Origin of the sequence: Bombilactobacillus mellifer, assembly GCF_000970795.1 — a bacterium.
In the GTDB taxonomy this organism is placed as follows: Bacteria; Bacillota; Bacilli; order Lactobacillales; family Lactobacillaceae; genus Bombilactobacillus; species Bombilactobacillus mellifer.
This window is the reverse complement of record NZ_KQ034028.1, coordinates 946,904-960,522: the sequence shown is the minus strand read 5'-3', so window position 1 is coordinate 960,522 and position 13,619 is coordinate 946,904. Positions and strand designations below refer to the sequence as shown.

Below are 13,619 nucleotides of genomic sequence, written 5' to 3'. Positions count from 1 at the left end.
CGAGGCGGGATCGTGAAAGCTATTGTCCATAAACGTCGCTATATTACGGGTTTTAATGGGTTAAGAACCCTTGGAGTCGTTGGGGTCATCTTATACCATTTGAATCCGAATATTTTTGCGGGGGGTTATTTAGGCGTTTTAATTTTTCTAGGTTTAACGGGATATTTAATCACGGATCAGATTTTGCGGGCTTGGCATCATACTGGTCATTTTGATTTGGGCAATTATTATCGCAAACGTGTTAAACGGCTCTATCCGGCATTGTGTACGATGCTTTGGGGGACGTGTGCCTACATTGTTTGTTTTCAACGCAATTTACTGCAACATCTGGGGGCAATTGTTTGTAGTAATTTGGCCAATGTTTTTAACTTTTGGGAAATTAATCACGGCCAATCTTATTTTGAACGGTTTGCCAATAATGAGTCGCCTTTTAATCACTTGTGGACTTTATCGCTTCAAGGTCAATTCTACTTTCTTAGTCCGATTATTTTATTATTATTATTACATTTAGTTTCAGAACGTTTTATTAAATATTTATTGCTCTTACTCACTTTATTATCTGCTGCACTGATGGCGGCTTTGTACAAACCGCATGTTGATCCCAGTCGCATTTATTATGGCAGCGATACGCGCCTGTTTTCTTTAACCTGGGGGATGTTACTGGCCTTTATTTGGCCCACTAATCGGCTACGAGCACATATTGATCGTTCCGTACGTTACTTTTTGGATATTTGTGGCGGAGGCTGCTTAATTTGCATTTTAATATTAATGTTAAATTTATCCGCCGAATCTCCCGCAGCCTACCAGGGAGGCATGTTCTTTTTTTCGTTTTTGACAACTGTTTTAATTGCAGTGGTAGCGCATCCTAGTTCTCTTTGGAATAAACTCTTAACCAATCCGGTTTTTAATTGGATTGGTCAACTAAGTTATGGTTTGTACCTTTATCAATTTCCAATCATGATTTTTTTTGAATCCAAAGTCAAAAATATTGCGGCTCATCCTTATTTTTATGCCTTATGTGAAATTGTTTTGATTTTGATAGTTAGTGCTATATCGTATTATTTTATTGAGCGACCGTTGATAGTAAACAATTGGGGCATTCTTTGGTGGCGTTTTTGGCGCTATCCACCTAAGTATCGCGGACTGCTCACTATAGGAGTTGTAAGTTTTTTAGGTGCCATGGGCACGGGGGGCATTATTCAGTCATTATATATGAAGCCGCCGATTAATGTGACCCAAGGCCATTTAGAAAAAAATATCCAACATAATCGTCAACTAAACTCTAAAAATAATCAAAAGGTGATATCTAAATTAAAAACGGCGCCGCAGCCGTCAGTCTCTAAAGCCCAGATTAAAAAATGGCATTTGAGAGCCCAACAGCATCCGATCAATCAAGAATATCAAAAAATGGGCATTTCCCAATATAATTTACAACGCGCACAAGATTTGTCGGTATTAGCTATTGGTGATTCGGTAATGGTTAATGGGGCTGATGGATTACGGCAAATTTTTCCCAATATGATCATTAATGCTGAAGTTAGTCGGCAACCACAGGCTGCTATTGATATTTTACAAGATTACCGTCATAAACAGATTTTACCAGCCGTTATCGTTATTGGATTAGGCACTAATGGTCCTGTGAATCCCGCACAAATTCAGGAAGTTTTACATTTAGTGGGTCCGAAGCGACAGGTATTTTGGATTACAGTCCATGTTCCTACACGCTCGTGGGAGCAAGCCGTAAACAATACTTTGAAAAAACAAATCCAACAAAATTCAAATCTGTATTTAATCGACTGGCAGAAAGTTGCTCAGCAGCATCCTAATTGGTTTTATGCAGATCAAGTGCATACGAATGCACAGGGCTCAAAAAATTATAGTTTTGTGATTGCCCAAAAAATTTTACAAACAATCAAATATTAAAGATGGAAGTTAAAGAATGGAATTACAGTTTTTAGGAACCGGTTCAGGGGTTCCCTCGAAAGATCGCAATTTGTCCAGTGTCGCTTTAAAATTATTAAACGAACGCAATGAGGTATGGTTGTTTGATGTAGGCGAGGCTACCCAGCAACAAATTTTATGCACATCTATCCGTCCTCGCAAAATTAATAAAATTTTTATTACTCATTTACACGGTGATCATATTTTTGGGCTACCCGGCCTTTTGTCTTCCCGTTCTTTTCAAGGAGGCACTACACCCTTGGATCTTTATGGTCCTGTAGGGATTAAAAAGTTTGTTCAAACAACCCTGAATTTATCGGAAAGTCACTTGGGTTATAAAATTAATTATCATGAATTACGAACTAATGGCCTGATCTTCGATGATGCTACGTTCAAAGTGACTTGTGGGAAACTAGATCATCGGATCACTTGCTTTGGTTATCGTATTGAAGAAAAACCACATCCAGGCGAATTATTGATGGATCGGGTTCGGGCTTATAATGTGCCGAATGGCCCCTTATTAGGCCAACTGAAGCGAGGAAAAACGATCAATTTACCTGATGGTACACAACTCAACGGGCAGGATTTTATCGGGCCACCACAATTAGGCAGAATCGTGACTATCTTAGGCGATACAAGGTATACTAAAAAAAGTGTTACTTTGGCGCAAAATGCTGATGTGTTAGTTCATGAAAGTACTTTAGCAGGAGATCAGGCAAAACTGGCCCATCAACATTATCATTCTACTAGTAGTCAAGCTGCACATGTGGCCCTGCAGGCTCATGTACAGCAATTATTATTAACGCATATTTCGGCACGCTATGTCGGGCCGCAGTTTTATGAATTATTAAAAGATGCACGTAAAATCTTTCCCCAATCATATGTTGTGAAAGATTTTGATCAATTTGTTGTACAATTTAAACATCAGGAGTAAATTAATGCAGATTTCGGCTTTACAAAACTTAGCCCAAGACAAAATCGCGATTACCGGGGCGTCATCAGGGATTGGTCAACAATTAGCGCTCCAATTGGCTCAACAGCAGGCCAGTTTAATCTTAATTGCGCGACGCGAGGAACGCTTAAAAGAATTGCAAAGTACCTGTCAAGCTTTAACCTCCCAACCAGTCCAGATTTATCCTTTAGATGTCAGCAATGCTGTGGGTGTTAAAAATGTTGCTGCCAAGATTCAACATGAAGTGGGAACTGCCGACGTTTTAATTAACGCAGCTGGTTTTGGCGACTTTACTGAATTTATGGCCACAGATTATCAGCTGTGGAAGCAAATGCTGCACGTTAATGTCTTGGGAACGCTGTTGATGACACGATACATAGCAGCACCAATGATTGACCAAGGATGTGGTCAAATTATTAATATTGGATCAATGGGTGGTAAAATTGCGACACCTAAGTCTGCTGTCTATTCGGCCACTAAAGCAGCAATTATCGCTTTTTCCAATAGTTTGCGTTTAGAATTACAACCTTTAAATGTTCAAGTTACCACTATTAATCCGGGTCCCGTGCAAACTAACTTTTTTGAGATTGCCGATCATACAGGGAACTACTTAAAAAGTATGGGCAAGATTATATTGGATCCTCAACAATTAGCTCACAAAATTATCCATTGCATTGGCCGGCCAGTACGGGAGCTTAATACTCCTTGGATAATGGAACTGGGTTACTTAGGTTATCAATTATTTCCAAGAATAGGAGATTTTTTGACAAGGACCTTGGGCAATCAGAAATAGAAATAAAAATTAAATTTTTAAAAATACTTGCCCTCTTGAATGTTTGATAGTACCATGTTAGGGGTACGCAAGTTTTATTGTATTTTAGTTAACTAGTTAAAAGGAGAAGTATTAAATATGGCAGTTCCAGCAAGAAAAACTTCAAAGCAAAAAAAGCGTCAACGTCGGGGTCATATTAAGTTAAATCAACCTAATATTCAATTTGATGTGACGACGGGCGAATATCGTCGCAATCATCATGTTTCACCAAAGGGTTATTACAAAGGTAAACAAGTTGTTGCTACGTCAGAAAATAATGAGTAAATATTGTTGAGGACAGACTTGAAAAGTTATACAGGTCTGTCCTCAATTGTTTCTAGGTGATAATTATGCGCAAAAAAATCCTTGGATGTGGGGTCATATTATTTTTGGGACTCATAACGGGCTGTTCTCATAATTATTTAACGACGACTCACCAAACTTATCACGCTGATCAAATGGCCGCTATTATTAAGGGACAGTGCCCAGCAAAAGCTCATTTGAGTTATACTATCAATCATCAATCCCGGTTACATGCTTTAACCAATAATAAGGGTTCTTTCGTGGTCAGTGTCCCACGATCTAATGAAGAACAAAATGTGCGCCTGTGTAGCAACTATCACGGACATAAAGAGTTTAAAAGTGTTAAAGTTAAAGCTAATCGGCCAGTGATGACTTATGCGCAATTTGCACAAAAATATAATTATTTACACTTAGGACAATCCGCCTCATCGATTCCGTTGATCATAAATAATGAAATGAAAAATCTATCCATAGCACCACAAGCGACATTACGCGTTAATGTACAAAATCAGCAATTAATGGGGTTGACTTTAATTTATCCGTTGGCGCATTTAAAATCTAAAGATCAAAAAATGGCAATGGCACAATCCATCATGCGGATCACTACTCTAACCGGCGCCAATGGTCCGCAGATTTTGCAACAGCTAAATCAGGAAACACGGCGGCTGCGGCGTGGCAAAACTGTCTTACGCACGATTACTTCCAACGGTCGCCAAATCCAAACGAGTATTACTAACCAAGCTTTGTATGTATATTTAACTCATCAATAAAAAAAGATAGCCAGATTGGCTATCCTTTTTTTTGAGAAGCGGGTTTTAAAATTTGTGGTAACACACATAAAATAAGACCGAAGATGATTGAAATCACAAGGGCATTCACAGGATTATCCTGCGTACTCGTTAAAGCTGCACCCATGTAACCGATAACTTGGCCGTAGATAATAGTCCAAAATAAAGTTACCAGATACTTCATGCGTCCCATCTCTCTTTCATAAATTCGATTTTAACACATAATATAGGTCCAGACTATAAAACGCGTCAATATTTGTTGTAAAATAATTGAGAAAGGACGGACATTATGGTTAGTCAATTACAAGTAATGAGCAGTTATACGTTATTACAGAGCTCCATTGCTTTACCAACGCTAGTACAGCAAGCACACTCCCAAGGTTACAGTGCCTTGGCGTTGTGTGACGTGAATGTGACTTATGGACTGGTGGATTTCTATAAATTGGCCCACCAAGCGCATCTGAAGCCCCTGTTAGGGATGACTTTACAAGTTAGCGGTTTAGTTGATCAACAAACAACTTATCCCTGGTTGGTTTTAGCCAAAAATAATCAAGGTTATCAACAATTATTAAAGCTATCTACCGCCGTGATGACTACCACTACACCACTTACTTTACAAGATGAACAAATTGAGCTAACGGACTTAATTTTGATTGCTCCTCCTGAAGGTGAATTAAAAACCTGTTTAGCCCAGGATTCGACTATATTGCAGCAATGGTCGCAAAACCTGCGGGCAATCAAACCACAAGATTTATATATAGGAGTGAGTCTGCGTAAAGATTTCGCACCGCAGGCTCCCATGATTGCGCGTTGGGCTGAATTGCAGCAGCTGCCTATTGTGGCCTTAGATCATGTTCAATATTTAAAACCTCAGGATGCTTTTGCTACAGCAGTTTTACAACATATTGAACGCGGAGAAAAAATTACGCATTATCAAGCACAAGGCGATTATTATTTACGATCAGCTCAAGAGTTCCAAGCTGACTTTCAAGCACATGATCTCAAAAGTGCTCTGGATAATACGGAAAAAATTGCTGCTCAATGTAATGTCCAAATTCCCTTTATCCGTACCCAGCTACCCAATTACCCGACACCAAAACAGGTTAGCTCAATTAACTATTTAACCCAATTAGTTCAGCAAGGATTAACACAACATTTTGCCAATAAAGTTCCTGATAAATATCAAAAACGTGCCCAGCATGAATTAAAGGTCATAGAAGAGATGGGCTACGCGGACTATTTTTTAATTGTTTGGGATGTTGTCGAACAAGCTCATCGACGACAAATTATGACTGGTCCGGGTCGAGGTTCGGCGGCAGGATCGTTAGTGAGTTATTTATTGGGAATTACCCAAATTGATCCGTTAGAATATGGATTGCTTTTCGAGCGTTTTTTAAATCCGGAACGTGTCGACATGCCCGACATCGATCTGGATATTCCGGATAATCGGCGTGATGAATTAGTCCAATATATGTATGATCGCTATGGTGCCCAGCATATGTCACAGATCATTACTTTTGGAACGTTTGCTGCTAAGCAGGCGGTACGTGATGTGGGACGGATCTTAGGATTAAGTACTAGTGAATTAAGTCAATGGTCGCGAGCAATTCCCTCCGAGTTAGGCATTACTTTGCGTTCAGCATATCAAAAGTCACCCGCTTTACGTCAATTATATCAGTACTCTAATAAGAATAAATTGCTTTTTCAGACAGCTTTAAAAATTGAGAATTTGCCACGACATTTTTCCACGCATGCGGCAGGGATTGTTTTAAGCAGTCAACCATTAGTTCAAACGGTAGCTTTACAGCGGGGGAGCACTGCAGGTCCTTATTTAACTCAACAAACTAAAAATAATGTCGAAGCTTTGGGTTTATTAAAAATTGATTTTTTAGGTTTACGTAATCTCTCGATTCTACAAGCCGCAACACAGTTTGTTCAAAAAAATTTCGCACCCCAGTTTGATCCGCAAAAAATTCCATTAAATGATGAACCTACTTTACAGCTTTTTCAACGGGGCGAAACGGGAGGGGTTTTCCAATTTGAATCAGCCGGGATTCGCTCAGTTTTACGGCGGTTGCAGCCCACCAGTTTTGACGATATTGTGGCCACCAATGCATTATATCGCCCGGGTCCCATGAAAAACATTAATCATTTTATTGCTCGTAAGCATCAGCAAGAACCGATTACTTATCCCGATGCTTCTCTAAAACCGATACTAGAACCGACATATGGAATTCTGGTTTATCAAGAGCAGGTCATGCAAGTGGTAGCGCAAATGGCCGGTTTTAGCTTGGCGGAAGCGGATTTACTACGGCGGGCGATGGCTAAAAAAAACAAACAGCTCATTGACACCAAGCGGACTGAATTTATTCAACGGTCGTTACAGCGTGGTCATCAGAAGCACAATGCTCAACAGGTTTATGCTTATATTGAAAATTTTGCCAATTACGGCTTTAATAAATCCCATGCAGTGGCTTATAGTCGCTTAGCTTATTCTTTGGCCTATCTGAAAGTCCATTATCCACAAGCATTTTTTGCCGCTTTATTAAACTCTAATCTCAATAACGATCAAAAAGTACAAGAGATTTTGCAAACTGTCAAAATGCGGGATATTAAAATCTTAGGTCCGGCGATTAATGTTAGTCAACGCTATTTTAGTTTGGAGCAAGGTCAGTTACGCTTTGGTTTACTATTTATCAAAAAATTACGCCGCGATTTCATTACCAATATTTTAAAGCAGCGTCAACAAGGACGCTTTGTGAGCTTAACCGATTTTTTACAACGCCTGGAACCTAAATTTTGTAAAACTGATAATATTTTACCCTTAATTTATAGTGGCGCTTTAGACGAATTTAACAACAATCGCAACTGGTTAGTTCAAGAAGTTGATGGCTTGATAGAAAATGTAAATTTTGCCCGCCAAAATCGCGCCCTGATTCAAGCTTTGCAATTGAAAAAGCACACAGATCAAGATTTTTCCCCGATACAAAAATTACAATATGAACGCCAATTTTTGGGAGTTTACATTTCCGGGCATCCGATCACACCTTACAAAAAGGCCTTGGCTAACTCAGCCTATCACTTAATTAATCCTTTAACCTTGTCTAAAGGTCAACGGGGATGGGTATTGTATATGGTCAACAAAGTTAGAGTCATTCGGACTAAAAAAGGCGCGCAAATGGCATTTGTGCAGGGGGGCGATGAGATCCATGATTATAATCTGACAGTTTTCCCAGGGGTCTATCAACAAGTTGAGCTTTTGTTGAATCAGGTTTATTTAGTCGAGATCTCAGTTAACACTGATCGACAAGGTCAAAAAGAATATATTGGACAAAAATTTATTTTGGCTTCCAGTTTAGTGCCGACCCATTAGGTTTATTAGGGACAGTTTTATTGGCTGTTAAGTTTTTTGTGAAAACGTTGACCATGTTTACTGTAAATAGAATATAATAAAAATGTTCTGGCTAAAAGAGCAATGTAAATTATCTGAAAATATTTTCGATAGTTTCATGGCAAAGTCAACTTTGCGGTACTAAAAGCCCAGTTAGCACAATATAATTTTTCTTAGTAATTCTTTCAGTTTTTATGAAAGTGACCATGTTTTTTTCTTGAATTAATGGTATATTTTGTATTGTAGTTTTATTGAAGTACACAAAGGTGTGAGGTATAGAAATGAAAACAATTGGGATTATGACCAGCGGTGGCGATGCTCCCGGAATGAATGCCGCCATTCGGGCAGTGACGCGCCGGGCTATGTTTTACGGATTTAAAGTCTGTGGCATTAATTATGGTTATGCTGGGTTAGTAGCGGGAGATATTTTTGAAATGGGCCGTTCTGATGTGGGCGATATTATTAATCGCGGGGGTACCATGTTGTATTCGGCTCGCTATCCGGAATTTGCCCAAGTCTCAGGCCAATTGCGTGGTATTGAACAGTTAAAAAAGTTTGGCGTCGATGCCTTAGTGGTCATAGGCGGTGATGGTTCCTATCATGGTGCTTTACGTTTAACTGAGCATGGCTATAATGCGATTGGATTGCCGGGGACTATTGATAATGATATTCCTTACACGGACTTTACTATTGGTTTTGATACTGCGGTCAATACGGTGGTGGAATTAATCGATAAAATTCGTGACACAGCTGCGAGTCACGAGCGAACCTTCGTGATTGAAGTTATGGGTCGTGGTGCAGGCGATATTGCACTTTGGGCAGGTACTGCCGGAGGTGCTGATGAAATCATTGTTCCCGAACACGAGTATAATGTGCAACAAATTGCGCAAAATATTCAAAATTTACGTGCTCGGGGTAAGAAACATACAATTGTGGTATTAGCTGAAGGAGTTATGCACGCTGATGAATTTATGCAGCAACTGAAGCAATACGGTGATTTTGATGCCCGCAGCACGGTTTTAGGGCATGTTCAACGTGGCGGTGCACCGACGGCCCGTGATCGCGTTTTAGCCAGCAAAATGGGTGCTTATGCTGTGGACTTACTTAAAGAAGGTCGTGGTGGGATTGCGGTAGGTATGGAACAAAATAAATTGACCTATCATAAAATCAGTGATTTATTTACTGAGAAGCATCAACCCGATTTGGAATTATACGATATAAACAAAACTTTAGCCAAATAGAGTATTTTGTTATAGTATGAGCGTGTGATTGCGCATAAAAAAACAAGGGCTTAATATAGAAGGAGAATAATTAATGAAAAGAACCAAAATCGTTAGTACTTTAGGACCAGCAAGTAATACTGTGGACACAATTGTTCAATTAATTAATTCCGGAGCTAATGTATTTCGTTTTAATTTTTCTCATGGTGATCATGAAGAACATTTAGAGCGGATGAAAATGGTTCACGAAGCGGAAAAAATTACTGGTAAAGTCGTGGGCATTATGCTGGACACTAAAGGTGCTGAGATTCGGACCACAGCCCAAGAAAATGGTAAATTTGAAGCTCATACTGGCGATGTAATTCGAGTTTCAATGGATAGTAATTTAACCGGTACACCGCAAAAAATTGCTGTGACTTATCCGGGATTATATGATGACACTCACGTGGGTGGTCATGTGTTAATCGACGATGGACTGGTTGATCTCAAAATCACTGATAAAGATGACGCTCATAAAGAATTGGTAACTGAAGTCCAAAATGATGGTCTTATTGGTTCCAGAAAGGGTGTGAATGCACCTGGAGTGGAAATTCGTTTACCAGGAATTACTGAAAAAGATACTGCGGATATAAATTTTGGTTTAGATCACGAGATTAACTATATTTCTGCTAGTTTTGTGCGTAAAGCACAGGACGTTTTAGATATTCGGGAATTATTAGAAGCTAAACATATGGAACATGTTCAGATTTTCCCGAAGATTGAATCCCAAGAAGGCATTGATAACATTGATGATATTCTCAAAGTTGCTGATGGTTTGATGGTGGCTCGTGGGGACATGGGAGTGGAAATTCCATTTGAAAATGTTCCCTTTGTTCAAAAGAATTTGATTAAAAAATGTAATGCTTTGGGTAAGCCAGTCATTACGGCAACTCAGATGTTGGATTCCATGCAGGAAAATCCTCGTCCTACTCGTGCCGAAGTCACCGACGTCGCCAATGCTGTATTGGATGGTACAGATGCTACCATGTTATCCGGGGAAAGTGCCAATGGTGATTACCCAGTGGAATCTGTAGCAACCATGAATCGCATTAACTTGCGGACTCAAAAACAACTAGATGGTGCTAACACTTTAGCTTTACAACGATTTGAAGAATATAAGGGTTCTAATGCTACGGAATCAATTGGTGAAGCCGTAGTGCGGACCGCTCAAGAACTTGGAATCCACACTATTGTGACTGCTACGAAATCCGGTTATACGGCACGCATGATTTCTAAATATCGTCCGAGTGCTGATATTTTAGCAATTACATTTGACGAACGCACTCAACGTGGTTTGACGGTGAACTGGGGTGTAGATCCAATTGTCACCGATCGACCGGAAAATACGGATGCAATGTTTGATTTGGCCACCCAAAAGGCCCAAGAACTGGGTTTTGCGCAGGAAGGCGATTTGATTTTAATTGTTGCCGGAGTGCCTGTTGGCGAAAGTGGCACCACGAATTTGATGAAGGTGCAGTTAATTGGCTCTAAATTAGTCAAAGGTCAAGGTGTTGGTGATGAGACAGTCGTGGGCAAAGCAGTGATTGCCCATAGTGCCGAAGAAGCAGCACAAAAAATTAGTGAGGGTGATATTTTAGTCGTAGAGACTACTGATAAAGATTACCTGCCGGCAATTGAAAAAGCCAGTGCACTAATTGTAGAAAATGGCGGCTTAACCTCTCATGCAGCTGTAGTGGGAATTGCGATGGGCGTGCCAGTGATTGTCGGAGCAGCTGATGCAACACGCCTCATTAAAGCAGGCGACGTCATTACTGTAGATTCGCGGCGTGGCAATGTTTATCGTGGAGCTTCCAATTCTTTATAAGACCAATTAGATTATTTTCTGAATTAAGAGGTCGTCAGCAAGCAGAAACTTTTGCTGTGACCTCTTTTTAATATGTTAAGATAATGATTGAAATTGGAGGGAACGAAGCATGGAGAGTTGGATTTTTTTATTCTTGATTTTCATTATTGCTATTTGGGGAAAAAATCAATCTTTGCAAATTGCGAGTGTCGTGGTTTTAATTTGTAAACTGTTTCCTCAAAGCTCCAAATTAATGCAATTAGTTCAAGATAAAGGTATTAGTTGGGGCGTAACCGTGATTTCTGTAGCGATTTTAATGCCGATTGCTTTAGGTCAAATTGGTTTTAAAGACTTATTGAACGCTTTTAAATCGCCGGCGGGTTATGTGGGCGTTGCTTGCGGCATTCTAGTTGCTATCTTGTCCAAAAAAGGTGTACATTTTTTGGCAGCCAGCCCTGAAATGACCGTGGCGTTAGTTTTAGGAACTATTTTAGGCGTTGTAATCTTTAAGGGAATTGCTGCAGGACCAGTGATTGCTTCCGGGATGGCCTATTGTATTGTCACACTTTTAGCTAATTGGGGTCTTAAATAAGATTGAGGTGTAAAATTTGGAATTGCAAAATTTATTAGGAACCATTCAAACAGGGACAATTAAGCAACATCAATCCAATGAGACTTTGGTTGCAGTAGCAGGACATACTTTTCATTTGTCGGGAAAAACGGCAACTGCGGCAGTTACCGTGCAAGGTTTTTTATATGAAAATCAACACCATCAGTATTGTATGACCACCAAAATCCCGCAAGCGACGGTAGGACGTTATGGTTTTGGAACGGTGAGCAAGGTGCGTGGTGATTTAGGAGTTTTCGTTAATATTGGCTTACCTGACAAAGATATTGTAGTGTCGTTAGATGATTTACCGGAACTGAAATCCTTATGGCCACAAATTGGGGATCGATTATTAATAAGGATTATTGTGGATCATAAAAATCGTTTGTGGGGAAAGCTAGCCGATTCGACAATTTATCAACAGTTAGCTCGTCCAGTAACTCCCCAATTGCAAAATCAAAATGTTCAAGCGACAGTGTATCGTTTAAAATTAAACGGGACTTATGTTTTAACTAATGATTATCATTTAGGGTTCATTCACCCCAGTGAACGAGAGCGGGAACCACGCTTAGGTGAGGTTGTGGCAGCACGGGTAATTGGGGTTAGTTTTGATCATGTTAATTTATCTTTAAAACCGCGGGCTTATGAAGAAATCAGTGACGATGCCGCAATGATTTTAGCAGTCTTGCAACATCAACCGCAGCACCAGATTAATTTTAATGATAAAAGTGATCCGCAAGCAATTAAAAATTATTTTGGCATAAGTAAAAGTAGTTTTAAACGTGCATTAGGGAATTTGCTTAAACGTCGGTTAATTATTCAAACTGCTGCAGGAATTCAGCTTTGCGAAACCGATGATTAGTCATTTAAATCGTGATTTAGTAGCAGATTTTACCCGTTATTTACGCTTGGAACGCAATTTGGCACAAAATAGTGTCAGCAGCTACCAACAAGACATTCGGGAATTTGAAGCTTATTTACAACAGCAGGGAAAAACTCAAATTCCAGAAGACCATTATACAATTATAAATTTTTTAGCGTACCAATTACAGCAGGGTAAAGCTGAAAGTTCATTAGCGCGAATTACTTCGGCTTTACGCCAGTTTTATCGCTGGCTGCTGAAAACCCATCAAATTCAAAAAGATCCGATGTTAGATATCGATTCACCGAAAAGGGGACAGCATTTACCTCAAGCGTTGTCAGAACCCGAAATTCAGTTATTATTAAATCAACCTGATGTGCAAAAAACTTTGGGAATCCGAGATCGCGCGCTTTTAGAAACTATGTATGCCACTGGGATTCGGGTTAGTGAAGCGGCAAATTTGAGCTTAAATAATTTACACTTGGATTTAGGTTTAATCAAAGTCTTGGGCAAAGGTCAAAAGGAACGGCTGATCCCTATTGGTGATATTGCTATTAATTGGCTTCGACAATATATTGCTACTAGTCGTGCTGATTTAGTTGCCCGCTATCGGCGTCGGCATAATATTGTTTTTGTGAATTTTCACGGTAATCCTTTAACACGGCAGGCGATTTGGAATTTAATTAAAAAATACGTCCAACAAGCAGATATTCAAAAAAATATCACGCCCCATACGTTGCGCCATACCTTTGCCACACATTTATTGGAACATGGAGCGGATTTACGAGTTGTCCAAGAATTGTTGGGACATAGCGATATTGCAACCACCCAAATTTATACACATTTATCGCAGAAACGGATGTTAGCCGTCTATCAACGGACACATCCTCGAGCATAGGAG

At 39.7% G+C, this 13,619-nt stretch carries 12 protein-coding genes; 11 read left to right on the top strand and 1 reads right to left on the bottom strand.

Annotated elements, in window-relative coordinates; genetic code table 11:
- The first annotated feature begins 12 nt into the window (after nt 1-12).
- From JG30_RS04645 to JG30_RS04625, 5 genes are all read left to right on the top strand, one after another.
- Nucleotides 13-1,923, top strand: coding sequence for an acyltransferase family protein (locus JG30_RS04645; protein WP_046316563.1), 1,911 nt, complete (start codon nt 13-15; stop codon nt 1,921-1,923).
- Nucleotides 1,924-1,939: 16 nt separating this feature from the next.
- Nucleotides 1,940-2,875, top strand: a complete 936-nt coding sequence (gene rnz, locus JG30_RS04640; RefSeq protein ID WP_046316561.1) for a ribonuclease Z — start codon at nt 1,940-1,942, stop codon at nt 2,873-2,875.
- 4 nt (nt 2,876-2,879) lie between these two features.
- Nucleotides 2,880-3,686, top strand: coding sequence for an SDR family NAD(P)-dependent oxidoreductase (locus JG30_RS04635; RefSeq protein WP_046316559.1), 807 nt, complete (start codon nt 2,880-2,882; stop codon nt 3,684-3,686).
- A 117-nt stretch (nt 3,687-3,803) separates the two neighbouring features.
- Nucleotides 3,804-3,989 carry a 50S ribosomal protein L32 gene (gene rpmF / locus JG30_RS04630; RefSeq protein ID WP_046316556.1) on the top strand — a complete coding sequence of 62 codons (186 nt, stop codon included), beginning with the start codon at nt 3,804-3,806 and terminating at the stop codon, nt 3,987-3,989.
- Nucleotides 3,990-4,054: 65 nt separating this feature from the next.
- The gene (locus tag JG30_RS04625) at nt 4,055-4,777 is read left to right on the top strand and encodes a hypothetical protein (protein WP_046316555.1); all 723 of its coding nucleotides are present in this window, start codon (nt 4,055-4,057) and stop codon (nt 4,775-4,777) included.
- 19 nt (nt 4,778-4,796) lie between these two features.
- Here JG30_RS04625 and JG30_RS04620 read toward each other — a convergent pair whose 3' ends face one another.
- Nucleotides 4,797-4,979, bottom strand: a complete 183-nt coding sequence (locus JG30_RS04620) for a YjzD family protein (RefSeq protein WP_046316553.1) — start codon at nt 4,977-4,979, stop codon at nt 4,797-4,799.
- Nucleotides 4,980-5,084: 105 nt separating this feature from the next.
- On the opposite strand from JG30_RS04620, the gene JG30_RS04615 reads away from it, so the two are divergent.
- The 6 genes from JG30_RS04615 to xerD all read left to right on the top strand — a co-directional run bounded on the left by JG30_RS04615 (nt 5,085) and on the right by xerD (nt 13,616).
- Complete coding sequence (locus JG30_RS04615; protein WP_052725199.1) at nt 5,085-8,168, top strand: DNA polymerase III subunit alpha; 3,084 nt, start codon at nt 5,085-5,087, stop codon at nt 8,166-8,168.
- Between the two features lie 299 nt (nt 8,169-8,467).
- Entirely contained in the window at nt 8,468-9,427 is a 960-nt protein-coding gene (gene pfkA, locus JG30_RS04610) for a 6-phosphofructokinase (RefSeq protein WP_046316552.1), read from the top strand.
- A 73-nt stretch (nt 9,428-9,500) separates the two neighbouring features.
- Nucleotides 9,501-11,270, top strand: coding sequence for a pyruvate kinase (gene pyk / locus JG30_RS04605; RefSeq protein WP_046316550.1), 1,770 nt, complete (start codon nt 9,501-9,503; stop codon nt 11,268-11,270).
- Nucleotides 11,271-11,379: 109 nt separating this feature from the next.
- Nucleotides 11,380-11,841, top strand: coding sequence for a DUF441 domain-containing protein (locus JG30_RS04600; protein ID WP_046316548.1), 462 nt, complete (start codon nt 11,380-11,382; stop codon nt 11,839-11,841).
- A gap of 22 nt (nt 11,842-11,863) precedes the next feature.
- Nucleotides 11,864-12,718, top strand: coding sequence for a CvfB family protein (locus tag JG30_RS04595; protein ID WP_046317247.1), 855 nt, complete (start codon nt 11,864-11,866; stop codon nt 12,716-12,718).
- The gene (xerD, locus tag JG30_RS04590; RefSeq protein WP_046316546.1) at nt 12,711-13,616 is read left to right on the top strand and encodes a site-specific tyrosine recombinase XerD; all 906 of its coding nucleotides are present in this window, start codon (nt 12,711-12,713) and stop codon (nt 13,614-13,616) included. The genes JG30_RS04595 and xerD overlap by 8 nt, the downstream gene beginning before the upstream one ends.
- Nucleotides 13,617-13,619: the final 3 nt, after the last annotated feature.